The organism is Amylibacter sp. IMCC11727 (genome assembly GCF_029854195.1).
In the GTDB taxonomy this organism is placed as follows: Bacteria; Pseudomonadota; Alphaproteobacteria; order Rhodobacterales; family Rhodobacteraceae; genus Amylibacter.
In genome coordinates, this window is record NZ_CP122960.1 from 1,418,923 (window position 1) to 1,443,930 (window position 25,008).

The window sequence follows — 25,008 nt, forward strand, 5'->3', positions numbered from 1 at the left end:
TGCGGCCCGTGGCGAGTGAAGGCAGTGTCAATTCAAACGGGTTGGTCGCATTTTGGTGGGATCGGCCCAAAGCTGTTTTGGGGCCGTCTGGCCCAATTTTTGGAGGAACAATGCAGTATCATACACCCAGCAGTTTTGATGATGCGGTTGCGATTGCAAAAGATGCGGAAGGCGTGACACGCTTTCTGGCAGGGGGCACAGATGTGCTCGTGCAATTGCGGGCGGATATCGTCACGCCAGATGTTTTGATTGATGTGAAAAAGATCGACGGTGTGTCCGAAATCGCCCGCGAAGGCGATGGTTGGCGCATTGGCGTGGCCGTCACGGGCGCGGAAATGACTGAGCACGACACGCTGGGGCGCGAATGGCCAGGTGTGGTTGAAGCGATGGATTTGGTCGGCTCTACTCAAATCCAAGGCCGTGCCACGCTGACGGGGAACCTGTGCAACGGTTCACCGGCGGCTGACAGTGTTCCTGCGATGGTGGCTGCGGGTGCTTCTGTGTCTGTCACAGGGCCGAATGGGTCCCGCACTGTTGCAGTGGAAGACATTCCAACGGCCCCTGGCAAGACCAGCCTTGAAAAAGGTGAATTGATCACGGCGGTGCATTTGCCCGCGCGTGGGTCCAATGCGGGGGATGCGTATTTGCGGTTTATTCCACGCACCGAGATGGACATTGCCGTTGTTGGATGTGGCGTTAGCCTGCGGTTGGACGGCAAAAAGATCGTCGAGGCGCGTGTGGCGCTGGGCGCAGTGGCTCCCACGGTTCTGTTAGTGGAGGAGGCGGCAAATGCCATCATCGGCACAGAGCTGGATGACGCTGCACTTGAGGCACTGGCTGCAGCGGCATCTGCTGCGTGCAACCCGATTACCGATAAACGCGGAACCGTTGAGTTCCGTACACAGGTGGCAGGCGTGCTCGCACGTCGCGCCGCAAAAATTGCATACGACCACGCGGAGGCTGCATCATGATCCACGTAAATACTAAAGTTAATGGCGACGAGGTGGAGTTTCTGTGTGATCCACGGGAAACCTTGCTCGATGCGTTGCGCGATCAGTTGAACCTGACAGGCGCGAAAGAGGGCTGTGGCACGGGCGATTGTGGAGCGTGTTCCGTCACGCTTGATGGCCGTTTGGTCTGTTCCTGCCTTGTGCTGGGTGCAGAAGCCGAAGGCAAAGAAATCGGAACAGTAGAGGGCATTGCCAATGGCGAAGAATTGCACCCTTTGCAGGAGAAGTTCATTGAACATGCGGCGTTGCAGTGCGGAATTTGCACACCAGGCATATTGGTGGCGACGAAATCCCTGCTGGAAAAGCACCCCGATCCAACCGAAACACAAGTTCGGTATTGGCTGGCAGGCAACCTCTGCCGCTGTACAGGCTATGACAAAATCATCCGCGCGGTTATGGAAACTGCCGCTGACCTGAGAAAGGCGTCTTAAAATGGCTTTTGATGATGTAAAAACTGAGAATTTCAAAGTTGTCGGCACACGGGTGAAACGCCCAGACGGCATGGACAAAGTAACAGGCAAAGCAAAGTTTGGTGCCGATGTTGTGGCGCCGGGCATGTTGCATGCGGCCATCGTTCGCTCGCCCCACGCCCATGCGCGGATTGTAAAGATCGACACGTCCAAGGCAGAGGCGCTGAAAGGTGTAAAATCTGTCGTGACGCGTGCGGATTTTGCCGAAGGTCTGACAGGCGGCACGCTCGACGTTTTGGAAAACGTTATGGCGGGTGAGAAGGCGCTATATGATGGGCATGCGGTTGCCGCCGTTGCTGCTACGTCTGCGCTGATTGCACGCGATGCGGTGAAACTGGTGGAGGTGGAATACGAGGTTTTGCCCCATGTCACTGATGTGGACAAAGCCATGGCGGCAGATGCGCCGGTGATCCGTGCAGGTGTTGCTGATAAATCTGTTCCTGCGGGCATGCACGAAAACGTTGTGCGCTATCACGAAAGTGGGCACGGCGATGTTGAGGCAGGATTTGCCGAAGCGGATTTGGTGATCGAAGACAGCTTCAAAACCGAAGCCACGCATCAGGGGTATATTGAACCCCACGCCTGTTTGGCGTCCATGGGCGATGGCAATGGCGATTTGTGGTGCTGTACCCAAGGGCATTGGAACGTGCAGAAACTCTGCGCGGCGATGTTGGGGTTGGAGCAATCCCAACTGCGTGTGACTGCGTCTGAAATCGGTGGCGGATTTGGCGGTAAAACGGCGGTGTTTATCGAACCCGTTGCGCTGGCGCTGTCGCGCAAAACCAACCGTCCTGTGAAGCTGGTGATGAGCCGCTCTGAGGTGTTCCGTGCGACTGGCCCAACATCGTCAACGTCTATGGACGTAAAGATCGGCATGAAGAAAGACGGCACGATCACCGCCGCCGAAGGTACGTTCCGTTTGCAAGGGGGCGCGTTCCCTGGTGCGCCGATGGAATTCACCGCGATGTGTGCATTTGCGCCTTACAATATCGCGAATGTGAAGCAGATCGGCTATGACGTGCTGGCGAACCGTCCAAAACAGGCGGCGTATCGTGCGCCTGGATCTCCAATGGCGGCCTTCGCGGTTGAGAGCGTTGTGAACGAGCTGTGTGATAAGCTGGGTCTTGATCGTTTGGAGGTCCGTCTGAAAAACGCATCGAAACAAGGCACTAAGGCGAGTTTTGGCCCCACATGGGATCGTATTGGTCTGGTGGAAACGCTGGAAGCAGCGCAAGCACATCCGCACTATGCGGCTCCGTTGAAAGAAGGCCAAGGCCGCGGTATTTCCTGCGGATTCTGGTTCAACCACGGTGGCGAAACATCGGTCACGCTGGCCTTGTCCGAAGACGGCACGGTGCAGCTTTCTGTTGGGACACCCGATATCGGTGGATCGCGCGCATCTATGGCGCAGATGGCCGCTGAAGAATTGGGTATTCCGTACGAGAACATCCGCACGACAATCGCAGATACGGCGACGCTTGGGTATAACGAAGTGTCCCATGGCTCACGTGTGACCTATGCGTCAGGTCTTGCCACGATTAAGGCCGCCCGCGATGCTGTGAAAAAGCTGAAGGGGCGTGCGGCTGCCAAATGGGGCATCGACGAAGATGCGGTTGTTTGGGAAGACGGCTGTGCCAAACCTGCTGGCCCGAACGCAGGGGAATTCGATCCACTGCCAATTGAAAAGCTGACAGCGAAAATGGGCAGCACGGGCGGACCAATCGTTGGCCACTTTGAAGCCACGCCAGAAGGGGCGGGTGTTTCGTTCGCAACGCACATCGTTGATGCGGAAGTGGATAAGGAAACGGGCCAAACCAAGGTCGTGCGCTACACCGTGATCCAAGACGCGGGTAAGGCGATCAATCCTGCCTATGTAGAAGGTCAGTTCCAAGGTGGCGCAGCCCAAGGTATTGGCTGGGCGTTGAACGAGGAGTACATTTACGGTGAAGACGGGCGTTTGCAGAACTCGGTTTTCCTTGATTACCGAATTCCTGTGGCGTCTGATTTGCCGATGATCGACACGGTGATTGTGGAAGTTCCAAACCCCGGCCATCCTTATGGTGTGCGCGGTGTTGGGGAAACATCCATTTGCCCACCATTGGCAGCGATTGCCAATGCGGTGTCCAACGCGGCTGGGGTTCAGTTGAAAGAGCTGCCCATGTCGCCACCACGTATTCTGGCCGCGCTCGCGGAACAGGCGAAGGGCTAACTGTGGTTGCAGTGAACCTCTGGTCCGGCTTGCGCGCCTTTGCTGATGGCAAAGACGTGGTTGAGGTGGATGCTAAAAACGTTGGCGAGGTCCTAGAGGGCCTCGTCAAAGCCCATCCAGGACTGGAACATGTGATCGAAGCAGGGGTTTCTGTCGCTGTGGATGGCAAAGTTATCGCAAGCGGCCTGACCAATGAGGTAAAGCCTGACAGCGAAGTTTATTTGATGCAGCAACTTAAGGGCGGTTAAGGAACAGTTTAATTTGATCCGCCACCCATTCGGGGTGCTGATGAATGATCCAGTGATCGGCATCTTCGCGCTCCACCACCGTTAGATCATCGCAATAGTCTTTCAGTCCATCGCGGGTTTCTGGTTTGAGCGCAGTATCCCCGAGTCCCCAGAGCAAAAGATGCGGCATGCGGATGCGCAGCGCTTCAGCGTCCCATTGAGGCAGTTGATCGGCGGGGATCGGTTCGCCCGGTTTGGCCACCTTTAACGGCGTTGCGCGATACCAGTTGACCATGCCTCGTACCCCAGCCGCGTCGCTCCACGCGGCGCGGTAACCTGCTTGTTTTTCCGCCGTGAGCCAATCCATATTCATATGTTTGCTGAACATGCCGAACATGCGCTCAAAATCATTGGCGGCGAGCGCGTTTTCTGAACCATCTTTGCGCAGCCATTCGACATATTGGCTGGCTTCTGCCTGCGGACCCCCTGACGCCAAGCCCTCTTGAAATGGGGCAGGGTGAACGCCATTGGCAATGACCAGTTTTTCCATTTTGTTGGGCGCGCGCATGGCACAAGCATAAGCGACCGATGCGCCCCAGTCGTGGCCGAGCAATGCAGCGGCTTTGCCATTCCCAAACATATCAATCATGGCCAATACATCAGCCGCGAGGTGTTTGGTGGCATAATCCGCCACAGCGCCACCGCGCCACGATCCGCCATATCCGCGTTGATCGGGGGCAACGCAGTAATACTCATCGGCCAAATGGGGCAGCACATCCGCCCAAGCGCCGCAGTATTCGGGAAAGCCGTGCAGGAATAACAGCAAGGGCGCAGATGAGTCGCCCGCTGTGATCGCATGAAATGGTTTGTCGTTGATTTGAAAGTTTATGTGCTGCATCGCGGTTCCCGAGTTTGGGACAGCTTAGGCCGCCGATTTTGCGATTTCCAGACATCCAAGCAATGCCGCAGCGTCATCGGTGATCAGAGATACAGGGATGGAATTTACTGTCGGGGCCATTGTGTGATCTTTGCCCAAGCCCTTGATAAGTGCATCATGAGCAGGGGTTTCAAACATCCCACGAACCACGCTGCCCGCCAAATAGACCCCATGCCGCGGTAGGTAGTGAAGGGATAATTCATAGATTAGTTCTGCCAACAGCGCGCCATAAACGCGGCTCGTGTTTTGGGCAGGATGACCGTCGGTTTTCGCAGCGTTGGAAATGGCGATCCCGTCCAAGTCTTCGCCTGTGGCCAGTTTGTGGAGTTTTTGCAAGCCACGCCCTGACAAGTAGTCCTCTATCGTGTCGGCAGGATTGCAGGTGTGCCCAAAGGCATCCTGTAAGATTTGGGCCATTGGCAAGGTGAGGGCGGAATGGCCGATCTCTGCCGCAACGGAGGTTGTTCCGATCAGGGCAGACGCATTTACACCTGTTCCCAGTCCAATCACCAAAGACTGGTCGCCGTTTTGCGGGGAAGCGGCCTTCCATATCTGAGTATGGGGCTCAGACAGGGCAGGAATTGTTCGGGCCAAAGCACCCATATCATTGACCAAAGACACATGTTCACAACCGATCATTTTGGCAAGCAATCGCGCGTCAAAAGACCAGCAATGATTGGTCAATTTGGCGGTTGGGCCGCTTACAGGTCCAGCAACGGCGATGCAGGCTGCGGTGATCTTTACGCCCTGATGATCTGCGAGAAATCGGTTCAATGCGGTTTTGAAATCGTCGATTTCTGCATTTCGATACCGCGTTAGGGTCGCAGTTGAAATGCCATCCCCATTGCCCAGTGCAATGCGCGTGTTGGTGCCGCCGATATCAGCGACAAGATAGACCGCGCCTGACATATTAGCTGGCCTGTGCATCGGGTGTTTTCTTGCCCAGAATAATCATGGAAAGGATTTCGTCTTCGGTCACATCTTCGACTCGTTCTGTGCCGATCATTTGGCCGTTTTTCATCACTGAAACACGATCACAGAGTTCCATCATTTCGCGGGTGTCATGGCTGATCAAGAAAATCCCAAGGCCCTGTTTTTTCAACTCGCCAATCAGTTCGGCAACCATGGCTGTTTCATGAACCCCAAGGGCGGCAGTTGGTTCGTCCATGATCAGGATTTTCGCGTTGAAATACACCGCACGGGCGATGGCGACCGATTGGCGTTGCCCGCCTGACAAAGCGGACACAGGTTCTTTGAGCTTTTTAAAGTTGGGATTCAGCCGTGCCATAATCTTGCGCGTTTCGGCTTCCATCTGGCTGTCATCGACAAACCCAAGCGGAGTGGTGAGTTCGCGCCCCAAAAACAGGTTGCTGGCCGCATCCAGATTGTCGGCAAGGGCCAGTGTTTGATAAATGGTTTCGATGTTGTGATCGCGGGCGTCTTTGGGGCTGTTGATCGTGGCTTTCTTGCCGCTGATCCAGATTTCACCGCTGTCCATCTTGTAAGCACCTGACAGCATTTTGATCAGTGTGGATTTTCCTGCACCATTGTGCCCGAGTAGGCCAACCACTTCGCCTGGGTAAAGATCAATGCTGACGTGATCGACTGCACGCACCCCGCCAAAGGCGATGGAGACATCTTTCATTTGAACCAGAGGTGTCGTCATTATTTCACTCCTGCGCGTTTGCGGTACTGAATATCGACCCAGACCGCGAAGATCAGAACGCCGCCCACAACGATGTTTTGCAAAGGTGCGTCAACACCCACCATAGCCATGCCAGATTGTAAGGATTGCATGATCAACGCCCCGAGGATCGCGCCATAGATGGTGCCGACACCGCCAGCGAGAGCTGTGCCGCCAATGACGGCGGCGGCGATTACGCGCAATTCGTCCAGCGTGCCAAGGTCGTTGGAATGGTTTGCCAAACGGCTGGACGCGACCACAGCAGAGAGAGCACATAACGCCCCCATCAGGGCAAAAATTTTGACCGTCAACATGCGTGTGTTGATGCCTGACAATTCGGCCGCGTCAGGGTTGCCGCCTGCGGCAAAGATATAGCGCCCAAAACGGGTGCGCCGTGCGATGATGGTCATGCCAATGGCAATGGCGATCAGCAGGAACACGGAAATCGGAACGCCGTAGGCATCCGTGAACCCTTCGGGCATGACTTCGCCTCGGGCCTCAAACAGGCGTTCAAGACGGCGAGTTGGAATTTGGTAAGAATTCATGATCCACACAAACCCAAGGATGGCAGCGGAAATGATTGCGGCCATTGTGGCCTCGGCCCAAGCGGGCTTTACGATAAAGCCATGGCGCAGTTTTGCCGCGCGGCCGCGGTAAAGCATAAACACGGACACGGCGACGGCAAGCAGGCCAAACGCCCAAGATAAGGACACGCCAAGGGTGCCGTTGATGCCGCCAAACGTCATAAAGGTTTTATCAAGGGGGCCAATGGTTTGACCGCCTGTCTGATACCAGCCCACATTGCGCCAGATCAGAAAACCGCCGAGTGTTACAATGAACGCTGGGATACCTTGGTAGCCGATCAGCCAGCCGTTTGCCGCTCCGATGGCCGTTCCGATCAATAGGCCAACGCCAATGGTGATCCAAGGAATAGCCCAATGGCCGAGGTCAAAGCCGAGTGTTGAGGGAAGGATATGAACCTGCGTCATAGCCATAGCGGCAGAACAAGTGGCAAGGATTGCCCCCACGGACAGGTCGATGTGGCGGGTGACAATCACAAACACCATACCTGTTGCCATGATGGCGACGGAGACTGTTTGAATTGTCAGGTTAAAGATGTTGCGTGGTGTGAGAAACCGACCTTCTGTCAGGACGTTGAACACAATGCAGACAAGGACAAAGGCGCCGATCATTCCCAAAAGACGTGTGTCCAATTCCAATGCTTGAAACAAAGATCGCTTTGCTGGGGTCGGGTTTTGTGCAGTTTGATCAGACATTGATACACTCCATGAATGTCTGGGTGACGGTATCACGCACAGAAGGATTGCTCGAATAAAAAGTGAAAGGGGGCGGGGGCTCTGGCCCAAGAATGCTTGGGCCAGAGAGATGTGTTTAGTTACAAGGTGCTGGGCCGTTGGACACGCCTTGACACAGTTTGTCTTTGGCGATCCAGCCTGCATCCACAACTGCAGAGAGGTTGTCTTTGGTCACAGGAACAGGAGCCAAGAACACGGCTGTCATTTCTGTGCCTGCTGGGGATGTCCAAGACTGTGCATTTGCAACATCTGCCATTGCTGTGCCACCAGCCAGGGCAACTGCGATTTCGCCAGCTGCTTTGCCAAGTTCACGTGCGTCTTTCCAAACGGACACTGTTTGTGTGCCCAAAGCAACGCGGTTCAATGCAGCGTGGTCGCCATCTTGGCCTGACACAGGAATGCCTTCCATGCCTTGCGCGGTCAGGGCAGCAACAACACCACCAGCTGTACCGTCGTTAGAGGCGACAACAGCGTCCACGTTGTTGTCTTGCGCGGTCAGGATTTGTTCCATGTTGCGCTGCGCGTTTGCTGGCAACCAACCATCGGTATAGGCTTCGGCAACGATTTTGATATCGCCCGCATCAATCGCGGCTTGGATAACTTCTTGTTGGCCACCGCGCAGGAAGTCTGCGTTTGGATCCGTGGGGGAGCCTTTGATCATCACGTAGTTGCCTTTTGGCTGAGCGGCCAGAACAGCACGGGCCTGCATGCGGCCAACTTCGACGTTGTCAAAGGTCAGGTAGAAGGCACGCGGGTCTTCGATCAGGCGGTCGTAGCCAACAACTGGAATACCTTCGTCAGATGCTGCTTGAACCGCTGGGCCAATCGCGGCGCTGTCTTGTGCCAGAATGATAATGGCGTCGACGCCTTGAGCGATCAGGCTTTCAACGTCTGACAGCTGTTTAGAAGCAGAAGATTGCGCATCTGCGGAAACGTATTTCGCGCCAGCAGCTTCCAAAGCGCCTTTGATGGCAGCTTCGTCGGTTTTCCAGCGTTCTTCCTGAAAGTTGGACCAGCTTACGCCAACGGTGAGTTCTTGCGCATAGGACATTGTCCCGAATGCGACGGTTGCGACAGCCGCAAGTGCAGCGGTAAATTTTTTCATGGTGTCCTCCCAATGTGACTTTGATGTGCGCGATTCTAGGTTGAACGGCACCCACGGATAAAGTGTTAGCAGTTTTAATTTGAAAATCAAATTAAATAAGATAAATATGCTAACAGCTTTGTTTTGAACGTAATTTCGCCTTTTCAATTGGGAAAGCCGCAGTAGGATGAAAGCTATGGCAGGACAACAACGCACATATGGTCGACGCACACTGCTGGCTGCGATTCGAAAAAGCAGCCCGATCGCACGTATTGATCTGGCCGAGGCCACAGGCATTAGCCGCGCAACCGTTACCACCGTCACAGCCGAGCTGATGCGTGCGGGATTGATTGCAGAGGTTGCCCAAGAAAGCGATAATTCTGGGCGGGGACGACCGCGGGTTGATTTGAAGATTGACGGAACCGCGCATCTGATTGCAGGGATCAAAGTTGCTAACCGCGCGTTGTCGCTTGTGTTGATAGATTTTGAAGGCAACGAACAGGCTGCAGTTGAATTTCCCTTTCCCGAACAAGTGTTTAAACCCATTGCTTTGGCGCAAATTCTGAAAGGTGGATTGACCGAACTGATGGCAAAAGTAGACCGATCTGTTTCGGATTTGTCAGGGGTCGGTATCGGTATTTCGGGTATTGTTGACGTGCAGCGGGGGCTTGTCCATTGGTCGCCATCTTTGTCTGAGCGTAATGTTCATCTGCGCACTGTGGTCGAAGACACGCTGAATGTGCCTGTGTTTTTAGACAATGACGCGAACTTGGTGGCCATGGCGGAAAAGCAGTTTGGCGTTGGACGGCAGGCCAAGGATTTCATCGTGGTCACTGTTGAAAGCGGCGTTGGCATGGGCATCGTCATTGATCACAATATCTATCGAGGCACGCGGGGGTGTGGGGCGGAATTTGGCCATACCAAAGTGCATTTGGACGGGGCGCTGTGTCGCTGTGGTCAGCGCGGCTGTCTCGAAGCCTATGTGGCCGATTATGCGTTGCTGCGCGAAGCTCAGCTTTTGGGGAATGGCGGAGAAGCTGGAACGCCCGAGCAAACAATCGAAACCCTTTTAAAACGGGCGCAAGACGGCGATCCGATTGCCACCAATATTGTGAACCGCGCTGGGCGTATGTTTGCCCTTGGGCTGGCCAATATCGTTAACATCTTCGATCCTCAGTTGATCATCCTTGCCGGTGAGCGCATGCAGTTCGATCATCTTTATGCCGAAGAGGTGTTGGACAGCATCAAGTCTTCTATCGTGCAGGTGGATCAATCGCCACCTGATGTGGTGATCCACAAATGGGACGCGTTGATGTGGGCAAAGGGAGCTGCGGCCTATGCGCTGGAAGGGGTGGAGGAAGCCGCTGTGGCGCAACTGACGGCTCAAGATGTTTAGGGTCGTTGCTGTTACGAGCTTGCTAGCTGCCCCGATCCATGCGCAAACGCCGAAGTTCGTTCCAGTGGACGTGCCCGTGCATGAATACAATGGCGGTTGGGAACATTTTGTGGGCGGCGGTGTCGCGGTGTTTGATTGCAATGACGACGATCTGCCCGATCTTTACGCCGCTGGGGGCGCAAATGCCGCGATGTTGCTGCGGAACATTTCGACGCCACAGGGGGATGTGGCGTTTGTAGATGCCACGCCTGATCTGCTTGCGCTAACTTCGGTAATTGGGGCCTATCCGATCAATCTGAACAATGATGCGCATATGGATTTGATCATCCTGCGCGTTGGCCCGAATATCGTGCGGCTGGGGCAGGGTGATTGCCAATTCGCGGCGACAGATGCTTTTGATGAAATGGCAGGCAGCGGTTGGACCACGGCATTTTCGGCCAGTTGGGAGCAAGGGCAAAGCCTGCCCACGCTGGCTTTTGGCAATTACGTGGATCGCGATGACCCTGATGGCCCGTTCGGGGCGTGTGATAGCAGTTATTTGTATCGCCCGACTGAAGGCGGCTATGGCAAAGCTCTGCCACTGACCCCCAGCTTTTGCCCGTTGTCGATGCTGTTTAGCGATTGGGGCAGGACAGGGCGCAGGGATTTACGGATCAGCAACGACCGACACTATTACGTGCAAGGGGGACAGGAACAGCTGTGGGCCATGGAACCAATACCACGTCTTTATGGCCCATCGGACGGTTGGGCCGACCATCAGCTTTGGGGCATGGGCATTGCCAGCCGAGATATCACAGGTGATGGCCTGCCAGAGGTGATGATGACCTCTATGGGGGATCAACGGTTACAAATGCGCGACATGGCGCAAAGCGGGCCAGCGTTTCTGGATGCGCCTTATGATCTTGGGACGACGGCGCATCGGCCTTACACAGGTGGGGATGGACGGCCGTCAACGGGGTGGCATGTTGAATTTGGGGACGTGAACAACGACGGGCGTGATGATATTTTCATCGCAAAAGGCAATGTGGAACAAATGCCAGGCTTGGCGATGAAGGACCCGAATAATCTGTTGGTGCAGAACAGTGATGGAACCTTTGTTGAAGGCGGTACACAGGCCGGTTTGGCCAGCTTGCATCGCGGTCGGGGGGCGGCCTTGGCGGATTTAAACGGCGATGGCCTGTTGGAGGTGGTGATTGTGAACCGTCGCGCACCGATGGAGGTGTTTCAAAACACAACGTCGGAGGCGGGCAATTGGGTTTCGTTTGACTTGCATCAAGGTGGGGCCAACCAGAATGCCATTGGGGCATGGATCGAAGTTGATATTGGCGGGCGCATTATGGCCCGAGAGGTGACTGTGGGCGGGGGACATGCAGGGGGGCAGATCGGGCCGCAGCATTTCGGCCTGGGGCAAGTTGAAAAAGCACGGGTGCGGGTGATTTGGCCAGATCAAACCGTCAGCGATTGGCGCGATGTGTCAGCAGGGCACGTGTTTGACGTGATCCGCACCGGAAACTCCATCGATTTTCGCAATTAGCGTTGCACGGGCAATCCGCTTGGCACCGTTTCAGGGATCCCCAATCGTCCTTTTAGGGCGGTTTCATCATCCAATGTTCTCAAAAACGCGATAAGGGATGTGATGTCGTTTTGGCTTAATGGTGTGCGGGGCAGGGTAATGGCTGTGGCAATTTCTGACATATGGCGTGCATCTTCTAAAGCAGCGAAATCGTTCTTGGCTTTGAAGTCGGGAAAAACCACCTGCGTGCGGTCATAGGTTTTCAGCGTCTGTGTCGCATCTGCATGATGGGTGATGACAGCTTCTAGCGTTTTGTATGCCCCTGAATGGCCATAAGGTGCGGTATGGGTAACATTGCGCAGGCTCGGTGTGCGAAAGGCAAAGGCGTCTTTTGATTGCCCTGTCACCCGAAGGCGACCTTCGTCTTTGGTGTGGCGTTCAAATCGCGCTGCTTTGCCGGGGCCAATTTGGGGTATGCCAATGGCGTGAAACTTGTGGTCGGTTTGGAACTGGCCGCTGTGACACACAGAACAGCCGGCGGAGCCATAGAACAGGTTGAGGCCCGTTTCTTCGTGGATAGACAGCGTTTCCTTGCCACGCAAGAACTGATCAAAACGGCTGTTGTCCGCGCGCCATTCGAAGGCCATGAACGCGGCGATTGCGTTTGAGATATCTGCGAAATGAAGTGGTTTTTCAGCGGGCAAAAACGCGCCAAACCTTTGTTCATACTCAGGAATATCCGCGACGCGTTGGGCCAGAATATCCCATGCGCCGCCAGGACCAGTGAAAAAGCCTTGGCGAATGGCCTGTGCCACATCGTTTTCTGAATAATGCCCTGCCATTTCATCTGGGGACAAAACGGGGAACATGGTTTGTGCCGACAAAACCCCGTCAAATCCGCCTTCCATGTCCGCGCCAAGTGGGGTGCGAAACCCGCTGGGTTCAGCTGTGTCGGCTTCTAACCTGCCATCGTGGAACAAAACCGAAAACTCTGCCGCGCCAAGATTGAACAGGGCAGGTGAGTTGCGCGGAATGCGCTGTTCTGGTTGGTTGTTCTGGTCGATCCGACGATCAGGACCGAGGCCAATCCCCCCATCCCCAAGCCCCAAAGAAACCCCATCTGACGTCGCAAATCGCGGATGATGACAGGTGGCACAGGACACGGTTTTGTTGCCGCTGAGGATCGGATCATAGAACAGCAATTGGCCCAAGCGCACTTGGTCCATGTTGGGTTCAGGAAACAGGGCATCGGGTTTGGGCATTGTGTCCGCAACCGCGCCCTGTGCGATCAGCGTCAGGAGGACGAAGACAATGCGTTTCATGCGCGATCCTCATCGCGCAAGGTAAGCGTGATTGTGTTGCGATAGGGCGCATCTGGCGTCACCACGATGGGCGGAAAGTCAGGGCGGTTCACTGCGTTGGGATAACCTTGGGGTTCGATGCAGATACCTGAAAACATATCGTGGACCTGTGAGCCAAAGGGCGGCGCATTGGGAGTGAGTTTTCCTGCCGTGTAGATTTGAGCCCCCACTTGATCGGTGGTCATATCCAAATGCGTTACATTGTTGCGCAGTGAAATGGTGCTGGTAGGGGCATCAAAGCAATAATGTGCATCAAGGGTTTGGTGCTGCGCTTTCTCCAGCTTGCGCGGCTTTGTGAAATCCAAAGGACCACCTGAAACAGAGTGCGATGCGGTTGGTATCCCGTGGGTATCGGCGTCCAAAATTTGGCTGGAGGGGATATGCACGTGATGCCCTTCGACTGTACCAGACCCTTGCAGGTTGTAATAATTGTGCTGGGTCATATTGATCGGAGTTGGGGCATCCACCTGGGCCGTCATGTCATAGGTCAATGTGTTTTTGTGTAGTGAAACCATGACGGTGAACCACACATTTGCAGGGAAGCCTTGATCGCCATCTTTTGAGTGTAACGTGAATTGCACTGCATCCGCACCGTCTTTTTCCATTGCCCAAATCTGGTGTGATATTCCGTTTTGGCCGCCATGCAGAGTATTGCCACTTTCATTCGCGCTTACATGATGCACTTTGCCATTCAACGTGAACCTTGCACCGGCAATGCGGTTTGCCACCCGTCCGACGATGGCACCGAAGTAAGGCGGGTTGTTCAGATAAGATTGCGCATCGCGGTAGCCCAACACCGCAGATCGGTCAGGACGCCACGGCGCCAAACGCCAGCTTTGCGTGATACAGCCAAGGTTCAACAGCGCCACTTGGGCATAAGTGTTTTCCAAAAGGGCCGTTTCAATTTGGGGCATGCGTCACAACTAAACGAATTTGTTTACAAGGTTTTCAAGGATTTCTTGGCGTCCAGATTTTGGCTTTGGCCCAGCATCCTGTGCCACAACATCGGCGAAAATCGCGTCAAAGTCACTGTTCAACATGGCCTGTGCTGCTGGTGTGTCCCAACCTGCATAGCGTGCGGTCAACGCATCATCCAAACCGCCGTCTTCGATCAAGGCTACCGCTGCCTTTAGGCCGCGGGCGCAAACGTCCATTGCCCCCACATGAGCGGCGACCAAGTCCTGTGGATCGAGGGATTGCCGGCGCAGTTTGGCATCAAAGTTCGTGCCACCTGTGCCCAAACCACCCGCTTTGAGGATGTGATAATAGGCCAGCGCCACTTCTGGGACAGAGTTCGGGAATTGATCCGTATCCCAACCTGATTGATAATCGTTGCGGTTCATGTCGATGGACCCCAGCACGCCTAGGGCTGCTGCTGTTGCAATTTCATGTTCAAAGCTGTGCCCTGCAAGGATCGCATGGCCCTGTTCAAGGTTCAGCTTTACCTCTTTTTCCAGTCCATATTTTTGCAAAAACCCATAACAGGTAGCGGCATCGTAATCGTATTGGTGCTTTGAAGGCTCTTGTGGTTTGGGTTCGACCAAAATCGTGCCTTTGAAACCGATCTTGTGTTTGTATTCCACCACCATATTCAAGAACCGTCCCATGTGATCCAACTCCCGGCTCATGTCGGTGTTGAGCAATGTTTCATAGCCTTCGCGCCCGCCCCACAGCACATAGTTTTCACCGTTTAACCGATGTGTGGCGTCCATGCAGGTTTTCACTGTGGCTGCGGAATAGGCAAACACATCAGGGTCGGGATTGGTTGATGCGCCTGACATCCAGCGCCGATGGCTGAACATATTGGCCGTGCCCCATAACAGGCCTAAATTGCGGTGTTCGAGCTTTTCTTCGAAATAGTCGATAATCTCTTCAAAATTGCGCAGGCTTTGGGCAAAGCTGTCGCCTTCGGGGCGGATATCTGCATCGTGCCAGCAAAAATAGGGCTGACCCAGCAGATCAAACAATTCAAATGCCACATCCGCTTTGAGCTTGGCGCGCTCCATCGTGCCATGGGGAAACCACGGGCGATCAAAGGTTGGGCCGCCAAAGGGATCGCCCCCTTCCCACGCCAGCGAATGCCAATAGGCCAGTGCAAAGCGCAGATGATCCTTCATCGGTTTGCCCATGATCTGTTCGTCAGGATTGTAATGGGCGAAATCAAATGGGCCTGCCTCCGCACCTTTAAAAGTGGCAGGGGACATGTCGCCGAAGAAACCTGTGGTCATTGGGAAAGCCTTTTTAACGTGGGATACAAAGAAGTGTAGTTGGCATAAGCCGCATCAAAAGCGGGTTTTAGGGAGAGATCGGGTTCGATTGTTCGATCAATTTGTGGGGGTGTCATAATGCTGTGCGGAGATGCGCCTGTTGCACCGCAAAGTGCTAGGCGGGCCGCACCCATGGCTGCGCCAAACTCTTGGCCTTTGGGCACATTGAGGCGGGTGTCCAAAACTGTGGCGACCACGCGCAACCAGTATTCAGACTGCGCGCCGCCGCCAATGGCAAACACTTCTTCCAATATGGTGCCTGTTTCGCGCAACGCTTCTTGGCAATCGCGCAGCGCAAAGGCGACCCCTTCGAACACTGCTTGCACCATTTGGGCTGGTGTGGTCGACGTGCTGAGGCCTGTGAAAGACCCGCGCACGGCACTGTCATTGTGGGGTGTGCGTTCGCCAGACAGATATGGTGTGAACATCGCCGAGGACGGCGCTTGCAAAGTGTCAGGCAGCAGTTCTGACAACTCTTCTGGCGTTCGCCTGAGGAGCGTTGCCAGCCAATTCAGGCTGTTGGTGGCCGACAGGATGACGCCCATCTGATACCAAGTGTCTGGAACTGCGTGACAAAATGTGTGAACGGCTGATGCTGGCAGGGGCGTGCAAGTGGATTGCCCCGCCAGTAAAACGCCCGATGTGCCAAGGGATACAAACCCTTGTCCATCTGACAGCGCCCCGATCCCGCAGGCCGCGGCAGCATTGTCCGCCGCCCCAGCAATGACCTTCGTGTTCGGGTTTATGCCGAGGTCTTTGGCAACCACTTTGCGCAGGTTGCCAACCACATCTGTGCCTTCCAGAACCTTTGGCATTTGATCCATGCGCATTCCAGATTGCTCTACAAGCGGAGCCGACCAATTTCGGGACCGCAAATCAAGCCAGCTGGTTCCCGCAGCATCAGACATGTCAGAAACCAATTGCCCCGTGAGCCAGAAGCTCAAATAGTCTTTGGGCAACAACACGGTGGCGGTTTTGGCGAAAATATCAGGTTCATTGTCTTTGACCCATGCCAATTTGGGCGCAGTAAAACCTGGAAACACGATATTGCCAGAGATTTCACGAAAGTCAGGGTGGTCGTCCAAAACGGCGGCTTGTTCGTGGCTGCGTGTGTCATTCCACAAAATGCAGGGGCGCAAGACATTGCCCCGATCGTCAAGTAGGGTTGCCCCGTGCATGTGACCCGCCGTTGCAATACCTGCAAGAGCAGACATTTCGGTTTTGTGTGTTTGTATCAAGCGAGCAAACACATATTTGCAGGCTTTGATCCAAGCTTCGGGGTTTTGCTCTGACCAGCCATCATGAGGGTGATCTGAGCCATAGTGTGCCTCTGCGCTCGTGATCGGATTGCCTTGGCTATCCACCAGCAAGGCGCGCAAACCCGATGTGCCGAGATCAAGTCCCAGAAATGTTGCGTTGGAATCTGTCATAGGCGTAATTAGGCAGTATTTAATTTAGTTGTCAAATTAAAACAAAATGGCCGAATGCGTTTCCCTGCAAATAGGGGTCGTAACATGACAGTAGAGAAGGTAAGCCTGTACCATGTTTGATCCAACCATATTGCTGGTGGCCAGTCTGGCGTTTCTTTTGGCAGGGGCTATCAAAGGTGTGGCTGGGCTTGGGTTGCCGACTGCCGCCATTGCGGGGATGACCTTGGTGCTGGAGCCGCGTGTGGCCATTGCCATTGTTTTGTTTCCTATGTTGGTTCTGAATTGTTGGCAATGGATCAGCACTGGGCAATTGCTGCGATCTGCACGGCAATATGCGCCTTTTGCGATAGTCCTGTTTGTCTGCGTTGCGGCGACAACTTTTTCAACAAAAGACGTTCCAGAACAAATGCTTATGATCCTACTTGGGGTCGTTATTGCCCTATTTGTCTTTGTCAGTTGGAGTGGACGCTTGCCCGAGCTGCCCTTGAAATATGATTTGTGGGGGCAGGTGGGCTTTGCTGTTGTTGCAGGTGTTATCGGGGGGATGACGTCGGCTTGGGCCGCGCCGATGGGCATGTATCTGAATATGCGCGACACACAGAAACAAGAATTCATTCGCGCGAGCGGTTTCCTGATTACTGTGGGCAGCTTGCCGTTGATTTTCGCATACGCACGGCTTGGGTTTATGACGGGGCCATTGGCGTTAACGTCATTGGTCATGATTGTACCAGCGATGGTTGGATTTGGTCTGGGGGCTTTGGTTCGCAATCGGTTGTCACAGGAAATTTTCAGAAATGTCGTGCTGGTTGTGTTCCTTTTGCTGGCCCTGAACCTGATCCGCCGCGCGGTTTTTGTGGGATGATGTCCAGCAACATTTGTTTGCCATAGTTGGCTGTCGGCGCTTACACTGCGGCCAATCCTGAAAACTCAGACGGAGCCTGAAATGACCGTTTCTATCGCGCCAAACATGTCCCAATCGCCCGAGGTTGAGGCGTTTTTTGAGCCGCAGACCAACACGATTTCTTATATCGTTACAGATCCAGACACCAAAGCCTGTGCGATTATCGACAGTGTGATGGACATCGACTATGCGGCGGGACGTTTGACCAGTGATAGCGCAGATGCTCTGATTTCATTTATTGAAAACAATGAATTAACGTTAGATTGGATTATCGAAACGCACGTTCATGCAGATCATTTATCCGCCGCGCCTTACATCCAAGAGCGTTTGGGCGGCAAAACGGGCATCGGCGCGCGGATTATGGAAGTGCAGGAAACATTCGGCAAAATCTTTAACGAAGGGACAGAGTTTCAGCGCGATGGGTCCCAATTTGATGCTTTGTTCGAGGATGGTGACACCTATCAGATCGGGTCGCTCGACGCCTTTGTGATGGCAACGCCGGGCCATACACCCGCGTGTATGGCGCATATCGTTGGAGATGCGGCCTTTACGGGCGATACATTGTTTATGCCAGACGGTGGTTCGGCGCGGGCGGATTTTCCAGGTGGGGATGCAGGCCAGCTTTATGACAGCATCCAACGCCTTTTGACCCTTCCAGATGACATGCGATTGTTCATTTGCCACGACTATGGTCCGAATGGCCGCGCGATTGCATGGGAAACAACGGTGCGGGAAGAAAAGACCACCAACATCCACCTGAAAGATGGTCAAACCCGTGAAGACTTCGTTGCATTGCGCGAAACCCGTGATGCCACATTGGCCATGCCAAAGCTGATTATTCCATCTTTGCAGGTGAATATGCGGGCAGGCGAAATGCCCACAGATGACAAGGGCAATGCGCAGCTAAAGGTGCCGATTAACGGGCTTTAATCCTTGGTGTAATTCGCAGGTGCAGGGCCGCGGTATTTTTCGGTGTATTCTTCGGGCATTTCGGTTCCGTCATACATGAAAGGTAAGATGCCACGGCGCAGAGATTTGCCGCGCATGTTCAAAATGTCATCGTCCGATTTCGTCACGCGCTGGGACATCCGTAGGCCCCATTCGTGCAAATGAGCATAAAGCTTATCGCGAATTTCGCTGTGGTCCGCGCTATCGCCCAGATCGTAAAACTCTTCAGGATCGCTGTGCAGATCAAACAACATGGGCGTAAAGCCTGCCGCGCAGTGCATGAGTTTGTATCGCCCATCAAACACCATAAACAGGCGGGCGTCTTTTGGCTCGAGCCCCAGTTTGGCTGCTTGAGGAGTCGCGGAAAAATCGAACTCGGAAATGGCATATTCGCGCCAATCAGGTGTTTCTGCATGCAGCCAAGGGATCAAGGAACGTCCTTCGATAATGTGGCTTGGCACTTTTCCCCCTGCGGCTTCTACAAAGGTGGCCGCAAGATCGATACTTTCAACGAGTGCATCACAGGTGGTGCCACGCGTTGCATCCGCTGCGGATCGCGGATCATAGATGATCATGGGCACTTTGACGGATTGTTCGTGGAACAGGTCTTTTTCCCCCAACCAGTGATCGCCTAAATAATCGCCGTGATCTGACGTTAGAACGATCATGGTGTCGTCGATTTTGCCTGTAGTTTCCAAATGATCGAGCAGGCGACCCAACTGATCATCGCACTGTTTGATCAATCCCATATAGGCGGGGATCACTTTGGCACGGACCTCATCGCGCTTAAACGCGCTGGCGATTTTGTTTTCCATATATGCGCCGAAAACGGGATGGGGGTTGTGCTGCTCTGCTTCGTGCCGCAAGGGCGCTGGTACATGATTGGCCCCGTACATGTTGTGATAGGGCGCTGGAACAATATAAGGCCAGTGGGGTTTGATGTAAGATACATGAGCCATCCACGGGCCATCTGCTTGGTCCACAAATCGGATGGTTTCAGATGTCAGCCACGGTGTTTCACTGTCTTCTTCGCGGATGTTTGCGGCCTTGTCGGCGTTGCGAAACATCCAGCCGCTGGCGATTTGTTCATCGGTAATACCCGCATTGGCGAAATCGGCCCAAGGGTTTTCACTCGGGTAGCCCTTTGACTTTAGGTATTCGTTGTAAGGTGATCTTTTTTCGTCATAAAACCCGTCCGGACCTTGGGCCCATAGCCCATCGTCACGGCACCAATCATCAAAGCCGCATTCGGCCTGACGGGCGCCAATCTGGGTATCTGGTGACAAGCCAAGGCGTGCCATGCCTTCGGCGTCGGCTTTCATATGAGTTTTGCCAATGATCCAACTGTTCATGCCCAATTTACGCAGGTGATCGCCCATAGTTTGTTCACCCACACGCAGTGGATATCCATTCCACTGCGCCCCATGAGACGCGGCATAACGGCCTGTGTAAAACGACATGCGGCTGGCTCCGCAAATCGGCGATTGCACATAGGCATTGGTGAACCGAACGCCCATATCCGCCACCCGATCAAAGTTTGGCGTGTGCAAATGGGGGTGTCCTGCGCAGCTGAGGTAATCGAACCGCAACTGATCGTACATGATGAATAGAATGTTCATGGGGCACCTCCGCTGGCGCACATCTAAAAGAGAACTCCGATTAGGGGCAAGCTGTTAATCTGTTAACGACGTAACGTGTGTGTCATTAAAATTATCATTGTATACAATTCGTATTTTTTCTAAAGCAGTGGTAATGGAGGAATCACAAATCATATGACAGAAGTCGTGAAGTCGAAGAAATCCACGCTTTATGATGCCTTGAAAGCAGCCGTTTTAACGCTGGAATTGCGTCCAGGCGAGGATTTGGACGAGGCGCGACTATCCGACGAGTTTCATCTGTCTCGCACACCCTTGCGCGAGGTGTTTCGTCAATTGGCAGGGGAAGGTTATCTCGATCTACGCGAAAATCGGGGTGCGCGGGTGTCCGAGATGACCCATACCACGTTACGCGATTTCTTTCTAACGGCCCCGATGATTTACGGTGCGGTTCTGCGGTTGGCTGCCAAAAACGCTACGCCAACACAGATCACGGACTTGGAGAACGCACAGGTGGCGTTTAAAGCGGCGTTGCGCAGTGGCACATCCGCAGATCGCGCCATTGCCAACAATCGGTTTCATGAAATCACGGGGGACATGGCGGACAATGTCTATCTGTTGCCGAGTTTTCACCGATTGTTAATTGATCATTCGCGTATTTCCATGACGTTTTATCGCCCACAAGACGCATCAATGGCGGACAATGTGGCGGCAGCATCTGATCAGCATGATCAGATTATCACAGCCATTAAGCAAGCAGATGAAGCCGCAGCGGCGCAGTTGGCCATTGATCACTGGAACCTATCGCGCGACCAGATCGAATTTTTTGTAATGCCTGCGGGCCTTGATGTGCCACTGGGTGCAGCGCCCAAAACCGCCATAGTATGAGGATAACATGACCCCTATATTCAAATTCGAAGGGATCTATACCCCCGTTGTAACCCCGTTCCACGAAGATCGGAGCATCAACTTTGAGGCGTTGGCCGACGTGGTGGAAAACCTGATCGACAAGGGTGTTCATGGGCTGATTTCTGGTGGGTCTACAGGGGAAAACTATGCCATGACCGTTGCAGAACGGATCGAGGTGGCAAAGTTCACTTATGATCAAACCAAAAGACGTGTGCCGCTGATCATAGGCACAGGTGCAATGCTGACGGCTGACAGTATGGCCCTTGCGATGGCTGGCAAAGATATGGGAGCGGAGGCATTGTTGGTGGCCACACCGCCATATGCCGTGCCAACGGAACGGGAAAACGCACTAAACGCGCTGGCGATTGATAAGGCGGCGGATTTGCCGATCATGCTTTACAACTATCCGGGCCGCATGGGCGTGAATATGGGCGAGGAATTCTTGGATCGCGTGGGACGATCCCGCAATTTTTGCGCCATCAAGGAAAGCTCGGGCGATATCAACCGTGTGCATCTGTTGGCACGGGATTACCCGCATATTCAGATGTCGTGCGGGATGGATGACCAAGCCTTGGAATTCTTTGCATGGGGCGCGCGCAGCTGGGTCTGTGGCGGGTCCAACTTTTTGCCCGAGGAGCATGTTGCGCTGTATAACGCCTGTGCCGTTGAAGGGGATTTTGACAAAGGGCGGCGCATTATGTCGGCCATGATGCCCCTGATGCGTGTGTTAGAGCAGGGGGGTAAGTTCGTTCAAACCATCAAATACGGCGTTACCCACGCAGGCATTAACACGGGCGCAATTCGCCCACCCCTGAAAGGGTTGAACAAAGACGACAAACGCGCGCTGGAACAGGTTGTTCGCGTTCTTAAATCCACAATCGCACAAATCCAAGCGGAGGGTTGATCCATGACCTTGCTCACCACCGAAGAATACACCGCCCTTGCCGCAGGCCTTGATCTGTCCACCAATGCCTATATCGACGGGGGATATCGTCCCGCAATTTCTGGTAAAACGTTTGAAACGGTAAACCCTGCCACGGGTGAAAAACTTGCGGATATTGCGGCTTGCGGGGTCGAAGACGTGGATTTCGCCGTGGCAAAGGCCCGCGAAGCATTTGATGATGGACGTTGGTCGCGGATGCACCCATCAGCACGCAAAGACATCTTGATCCGGTTTTGCAAATTGCTGACCCGCAATGCCCGTGAGCTTGCGGTAATGGAAAGCATCGACAGTGGCAAAACCATTCTGGATTGCGAAACCGTGGACATCCCTGAAACCATCCACTGTATCAAATGGCACGCAGAGGCGATTGACAAAATCTATGACCAAGTGGCCCCTGCGAGCGACGATCACATTGCGATGATTGTGCGCGAACCGATTGGGGTTGTGGGCCTTGTTCTGCCGTGGAATTTCCCGCTGTTGATGCTGGCGTGGAAGATTGGCCCTGCCTTGGCGGCGGGCTGTTCTGTGGTAGTGAAACCTGCGATGGAAACGTCGTTAACCGCCTTGCGCGTTGCTGAATTGGCGACGGAGGCTGGCCTCCCGCGCGGCGTTTTAAACGTGGTCCCAGGGGGCGGCGCAGACGTGGGCGAACCCATCGGGCGGCACATGGACATCGACATGGTGTCGTTCACGGGATCAACGGCAACGGGCAAGCGGTTCCTGACCTATGCCGCAGAAAGCAACGCCAAAGAAGTGGTGTTGGAAATGGGGGGCAAAAACCCTTGCGTCGTGTTGGATGATGCTGAAAACCTCGATCTGGTGGCGCAACATGTGGTGAATGGCGCGTTTTGGAATATGGGGGAAAATTGTTCCGCCGTGTCGCGATTGATTGTTCATAAAGATATCAAAGACGCGCTGTTGGATCGGATCAAAGATCACGCGAAACATTGGAATATTGGCAATCCGCTTGATCCTGAAATTCGTGTTGGCGCGTTGGTTTCGGCGGCACATTTTAACAAAGTTTGCGGATATTTAGACGGCGCGCCGACTCCCGTAATCGGCGGCAAATCCCATGACAGTGCGTTTGTGGAACCGACGATTTTTGAAGTGGACGCAACGGACAAACGCGCCACAGACGAAATCTTTGGTCCCGTGTTGTCTGTTATCACTGTGGACAGTTTTGATCAGGCCATCAGCATCGCCAATGACACGGATTATGGTCTGTGCGCGTCGATTTTCACCGCCAACACGAAACGCGCCATTCGTGGGGCGCGGATGTTGCGCGCGGGTACGGTAACAATCAACAGTTTTGGTGAAGGGGATATCGCCACGCCCTTTGGCGGGTACAAGCAATCGGGCTTTGGGGGGCGGGACAATTCCATCCACGCCCACGATCAATATACGCAGTTGAAAACCATCTGGATTGATCTGGCCGACGATATGGACGAGGCGGTGGATTGAGCGCGTATCAGGCCAAACGCACCCCACGTTTTAACAGCCCTGCCGCGTGGCGTGACATTCTGAACCCACCTGCGCCAAGCGAACCGTTGGCGGGTGATCATACCGCCGATTTTGTTGTTATCGGGGGCGGTTTTGCAGGATTGTCTGCAGCACGGCGGCTGCGCCAATTACAGCCGAGCAGCACGATTGTTGTGTTAGATGCGCTGGCGATTGCTGAAGGTAGCGCTGGGCGAAACTCTGGCTTTATGATTGATCTGCCCCATGATTTGGCGTCCGAAGATTACGCAGGGCAGGGCGCGGCGGCGGATCAGGTCTTAACTGGACTGAACCGCCACGCGATCCGTTTTGCACAGGATGCAGTTGCTGAGTTTGATATCAACCGTGCCTTTGCGGATCCCGTAGGCAAAGTGAATGGCGCAGCCAGCGAGGCAGGACATGCCCATAACGAAAGTTATGCCGCGCATCTGGCCAGTTTGGGCGAGGTGTTTGAAAAACTTGATGCCAAAGACATGCAGGCCATGACGGGCAGCGATTATTACACCTCTGGCCTCTACACCCCTGGCACACTGATGCTGCAACCTGCAGGTTATGTGCTTGGTGTGGCGGCTGGGTTGCGTGCGCAAGGGGTGCAGATTTGGGAAAACAGCGCCGTTGTGGGATTTCAAAAGCAAGGGCAGTCGTGGTGTGTTCAAACTGCGCACGGGCGTGTTTCAACACCGCAGATCATCCTTGCCAACAACGGGCATTTAGAAAGCTTCGGGGTGGCACGGGGCCATTTGATGCAGTTGTTTTTATACGCGTCCATGACGCCAGAATTATCTGCCGATGATCTGAAATCACTTGGCGGGCAGCCCCGTTGGGGGATCACGCCGTCTGATCCAATGGGCACTACGATGCGGCGCATTGATACCGCGCAAGGGGGCAATCGGATTGTCACCCGTACCTGCGCGACGGTACGTCAAACGATGGAGGTTTCGGCGAGCGATGTGCGCCGTGCGGCGCGCGTGCAACGCCGTAAATTTGATGCGCGATTCCCAAAACTGGCGGGCGTGCAAATGCAATACGAATGGGCGGGGCATTTATGTCTGTCTCTGAACGGCGTGTCTGTGACAGGTGTTATCGAAGACGGGGTGATTTCTGCTTGCGTCCAAAACGGCCTTGGCACTGCACGGGGCACATTAACAGGGATCGCAGCGGCAGAACTGGCCTGTGGGCAAAACAGCGACAGTACACGGTATTTCACTGAGGAAGATAAGCCAAAGAAACTGCCACCCCAACCCTTTGCGCAATTCGGCGCGAACGCCTATCTGCGCTGGAAAGAGCATCAGGCGCGCGCTGAATAGGCGT

The 25,008-nt window shown here is 54.2% G+C and carries 22 protein-coding genes; 12 read left to right on the forward strand and 10 right to left on the reverse strand.

Features of this window, described 5'->3' with window-relative positions:
• Positions 1–110: 110 nt before the first annotated feature.
• From QBD29_RS07280 to QBD29_RS07295, 4 genes are read left to right on the forward strand one after another with little or no spacing between them, the layout of a single operon-like run.
• Positions 111–971, forward strand: a complete 861-nt coding sequence (locus QBD29_RS07280) for a xanthine dehydrogenase family protein subunit M (protein ID WP_280100637.1) — start codon at positions 111–113, stop codon at positions 969–971.
• Positions 968–1,441: a 2Fe-2S iron-sulfur cluster-binding protein gene (locus QBD29_RS07285; protein WP_280100638.1), complete on the forward strand. Its 474-nt coding sequence runs from the start codon at positions 968–970 to the stop codon at positions 1,439–1,441. Before QBD29_RS07280 ends, QBD29_RS07285 begins: the two co-directional genes overlap by 4 nt.
• A gap of 1 nt (position 1,442) precedes the next feature.
• Positions 1,443–3,689, forward strand: a complete 2,247-nt coding sequence (locus QBD29_RS07290) for a xanthine dehydrogenase family protein molybdopterin-binding subunit (protein ID WP_280100639.1) — start codon at positions 1,443–1,445, stop codon at positions 3,687–3,689.
• Between the two features lie 2 nt (positions 3,690–3,691).
• Positions 3,692–3,937 (forward strand): MoaD/ThiS family protein, encoded by a 246-nt coding sequence (locus QBD29_RS07295; protein ID WP_280100640.1) that lies wholly within the window; start codon positions 3,692–3,694, stop codon positions 3,935–3,937.
• Here QBD29_RS07295 and QBD29_RS07300 read toward each other — a convergent pair.
• The 5 genes from QBD29_RS07300 to xylF form a co-directional block, all read right to left on the reverse strand.
• Positions 3,924–4,814 (reverse strand): alpha/beta hydrolase, encoded by an 891-nt coding sequence (locus tag QBD29_RS07300; protein WP_280100641.1) that lies wholly within the window; start codon positions 4,812–4,814, stop codon positions 3,924–3,926. The genes QBD29_RS07295 and QBD29_RS07300 overlap by 14 nt on opposite strands.
• Positions 4,815–4,838: 24 nt before the next feature.
• Complete coding sequence (locus QBD29_RS07305; protein ID WP_280100642.1) at positions 4,839–5,780, reverse strand: ROK family protein; 942 nt, start codon at positions 5,778–5,780, stop codon at positions 4,839–4,841.
• Positions 5,764–6,519, reverse strand: a complete 756-nt coding sequence (locus tag QBD29_RS07310) for an ATP-binding cassette domain-containing protein (RefSeq protein WP_280100643.1) — start codon at positions 6,517–6,519, stop codon at positions 5,764–5,766. Before QBD29_RS07310 ends, QBD29_RS07305 begins: the two co-directional genes overlap by 17 nt.
• Complete coding sequence (locus tag QBD29_RS07315; RefSeq protein WP_280100644.1) at positions 6,519–7,814, reverse strand: sugar ABC transporter permease; 1,296 nt, start codon at positions 7,812–7,814, stop codon at positions 6,519–6,521. Before QBD29_RS07315 ends, QBD29_RS07310 begins: the two co-directional genes overlap by 1 nt.
• 115 nt (positions 7,815–7,929) lie before the next feature.
• Positions 7,930–8,904, reverse strand: coding sequence for a D-xylose ABC transporter substrate-binding protein (gene xylF, locus QBD29_RS07320; RefSeq protein ID WP_280100937.1), 975 nt, complete (start codon positions 8,902–8,904; stop codon positions 7,930–7,932).
• A 229-nt stretch (positions 8,905–9,133) separates the two neighbouring features.
• Here xylF and QBD29_RS07325 point away from each other — a divergent pair, with 229 nt between their 5' ends.
• Entirely contained in the window at positions 9,134–10,333 is a 1,200-nt protein-coding gene (locus QBD29_RS07325) for an ROK family transcriptional regulator (RefSeq protein WP_280100645.1), read from the forward strand.
• 19 nt (positions 10,334–10,352) lie between these two features.
• Entirely contained in the window at positions 10,353–11,867 is a 1,515-nt protein-coding gene (locus QBD29_RS07330) for a CRTAC1 family protein (RefSeq protein WP_347936392.1), read from the forward strand.
• Here QBD29_RS07330 and QBD29_RS07335 read toward each other — a convergent pair.
• From QBD29_RS07335 to xylB, 4 genes are read right to left on the reverse strand one after another with little or no spacing between them, the layout of a single operon-like run.
• Positions 11,864–13,168 (reverse strand): cytochrome c peroxidase, encoded by a 1,305-nt coding sequence (locus tag QBD29_RS07335; protein WP_280100647.1) that lies wholly within the window; start codon positions 13,166–13,168, stop codon positions 11,864–11,866. The genes QBD29_RS07330 and QBD29_RS07335 overlap by 4 nt on opposite strands.
• Positions 13,165–14,121, reverse strand: coding sequence for an aldose epimerase family protein (locus QBD29_RS07340; RefSeq protein WP_280100648.1), 957 nt, complete (start codon positions 14,119–14,121; stop codon positions 13,165–13,167). Before QBD29_RS07340 ends, QBD29_RS07335 begins: the two co-directional genes overlap by 4 nt.
• 9 nt (positions 14,122–14,130) lie before the next feature.
• Positions 14,131–15,435, reverse strand: coding sequence for a xylose isomerase (xylA, locus tag QBD29_RS07345; RefSeq protein ID WP_280100649.1), 1,305 nt, complete (start codon positions 15,433–15,435; stop codon positions 14,131–14,133).
• Entirely contained in the window at positions 15,432–16,904 is a 1,473-nt protein-coding gene (gene xylB / locus QBD29_RS07350) for a xylulokinase (RefSeq protein WP_280100650.1), read from the reverse strand. The genes xylA and xylB overlap by 4 nt, the downstream gene beginning before the upstream one ends.
• Positions 16,905–17,016: 112 nt before the next feature.
• Between xylB and QBD29_RS07355 the strand changes: the two genes are divergently transcribed.
• Positions 17,017–17,766, forward strand: a complete 750-nt coding sequence (locus tag QBD29_RS07355; RefSeq protein WP_280100651.1) for a sulfite exporter TauE/SafE family protein — start codon at positions 17,017–17,019, stop codon at positions 17,764–17,766.
• A gap of 81 nt (positions 17,767–17,847) precedes the next feature.
• Complete coding sequence (locus tag QBD29_RS07360) at positions 17,848–18,735, forward strand: MBL fold metallo-hydrolase (protein ID WP_280100652.1); 888 nt, start codon at positions 17,848–17,850, stop codon at positions 18,733–18,735.
• On the opposite strand, the gene QBD29_RS07365 is transcribed toward QBD29_RS07360, so the two are convergent.
• Entirely contained in the window at positions 18,732–20,372 is a 1,641-nt protein-coding gene (locus tag QBD29_RS07365) for a sulfatase-like hydrolase/transferase (protein WP_280100653.1), read from the reverse strand. The two genes, QBD29_RS07360 and QBD29_RS07365, sit on opposite strands and share 4 nt — an antisense overlap.
• Before the next feature lie 153 nt (positions 20,373–20,525).
• Here QBD29_RS07365 and QBD29_RS07370 point away from each other — a divergent pair, with 153 nt between their 5' ends.
• The 4 genes from QBD29_RS07370 to QBD29_RS07385 are packed head-to-tail and all read left to right on the forward strand — an operon-like array spanning position 20,526 to position 25,004.
• Positions 20,526–21,236 carry a GntR family transcriptional regulator gene (locus QBD29_RS07370; protein ID WP_280100654.1) on the forward strand — a complete coding sequence of 237 codons (711 nt, stop codon included), beginning with the start codon at positions 20,526–20,528 and terminating at the stop codon, positions 21,234–21,236.
• Positions 21,237–21,243: 7 nt separating this feature from the next.
• The gene (locus QBD29_RS07375; protein ID WP_280100655.1) at positions 21,244–22,161 is read left to right on the forward strand and encodes a dihydrodipicolinate synthase family protein; all 918 of its coding nucleotides are present in this window, start codon (positions 21,244–21,246) and stop codon (positions 22,159–22,161) included.
• 3 nt (positions 22,162–22,164) lie between these two features.
• Positions 22,165–23,661, forward strand: coding sequence for an aldehyde dehydrogenase (locus QBD29_RS07380; RefSeq protein WP_280100656.1), 1,497 nt, complete (start codon positions 22,165–22,167; stop codon positions 23,659–23,661).
• Positions 23,658–25,004: an FAD-binding oxidoreductase gene (locus tag QBD29_RS07385; protein ID WP_280100657.1), complete on the forward strand. Its 1,347-nt coding sequence runs from the start codon at positions 23,658–23,660 to the stop codon at positions 25,002–25,004. Before QBD29_RS07380 ends, QBD29_RS07385 begins: the two co-directional genes overlap by 4 nt.
• Positions 25,005–25,008: the final 4 nt, after the last annotated feature.

Excerpts from the sequence above, each read along its gene's own strand:
- QBD29_RS07360 (WP_280100652.1), top strand. The coding sequence starts at position 17,848 with ATGACCGTTTCTATCGCGCCAAACATGTCCCAATCGCCCGAGGTTGAG.
- QBD29_RS07380 (WP_280100656.1), top strand. The coding sequence starts at position 22,165 with ATGACCTTGCTCACCACCGAAGAATACACCGCCCTTGCCGCAGGCCTT.
- QBD29_RS07290 (WP_280100639.1), top strand. The coding sequence starts at position 1,443 with ATGGCTTTTGATGATGTAAAAACTGAGAATTTCAAAGTTGTCGGCACA.
- QBD29_RS07300 (WP_280100641.1), bottom strand. The coding sequence starts at position 4,814 with ATGCAGCACATAAACTTTCAAATCAACGACAAACCATTTCATGCGATC.
- QBD29_RS07365 (WP_280100653.1), bottom strand. The coding sequence starts at position 20,372 with ATGAACATTCTATTCATCATGTACGATCAGTTGCGGTTCGATTACCTC.
- QBD29_RS07305 (WP_280100642.1), bottom strand. The coding sequence starts at position 5,780 with ATGCACAGGCCAGCTAATATGTCAGGCGCGGTCTATCTTGTCGCTGAT.
- xylF (WP_280100937.1), bottom strand. The coding sequence starts at position 8,904 with ATGTCCTATGCGCAAGAACTCACCGTTGGCGTAAGCTGGTCCAACTTT.
- QBD29_RS07310 (WP_280100643.1), bottom strand. The coding sequence starts at position 6,519 with ATGACGACACCTCTGGTTCAAATGAAAGATGTCTCCATCGCCTTTGGC.
- QBD29_RS07375 (WP_280100655.1), top strand. The coding sequence starts at position 21,244 with ATGACCCCTATATTCAAATTCGAAGGGATCTATACCCCCGTTGTAACC.
- QBD29_RS07335 (WP_280100647.1), bottom strand. The coding sequence starts at position 13,168 with ATGAAACGCATTGTCTTCGTCCTCCTGACGCTGATCGCACAGGGCGCG.
- QBD29_RS07370 (WP_280100654.1), top strand. The coding sequence starts at position 20,526 with ATGACAGAAGTCGTGAAGTCGAAGAAATCCACGCTTTATGATGCCTTG.
- QBD29_RS07355 (WP_280100651.1), top strand. The coding sequence starts at position 17,017 with ATGTTTGATCCAACCATATTGCTGGTGGCCAGTCTGGCGTTTCTTTTG.
- QBD29_RS07315 (WP_280100644.1), bottom strand. The coding sequence starts at position 7,814 with ATGTCTGATCAAACTGCACAAAACCCGACCCCAGCAAAGCGATCTTTG.
- xylA (WP_280100649.1), bottom strand. The coding sequence starts at position 15,435 with ATGACCACAGGTTTCTTCGGCGACATGTCCCCTGCCACTTTTAAAGGT.
- QBD29_RS07280 (WP_280100637.1), top strand. The coding sequence starts at position 111 with ATGCAGTATCATACACCCAGCAGTTTTGATGATGCGGTTGCGATTGCA.
- QBD29_RS07325 (WP_280100645.1), top strand. The coding sequence starts at position 9,134 with ATGGCAGGACAACAACGCACATATGGTCGACGCACACTGCTGGCTGCG.
- xylB (WP_280100650.1), bottom strand. The coding sequence starts at position 16,904 with ATGACAGATTCCAACGCAACATTTCTGGGACTTGATCTCGGCACATCG.
- QBD29_RS07285 (WP_280100638.1), top strand. The coding sequence starts at position 968 with ATGATCCACGTAAATACTAAAGTTAATGGCGACGAGGTGGAGTTTCTG.
- QBD29_RS07340 (WP_280100648.1), bottom strand. The coding sequence starts at position 14,121 with ATGCCCCAAATTGAAACGGCCCTTTTGGAAAACACTTATGCCCAAGTG.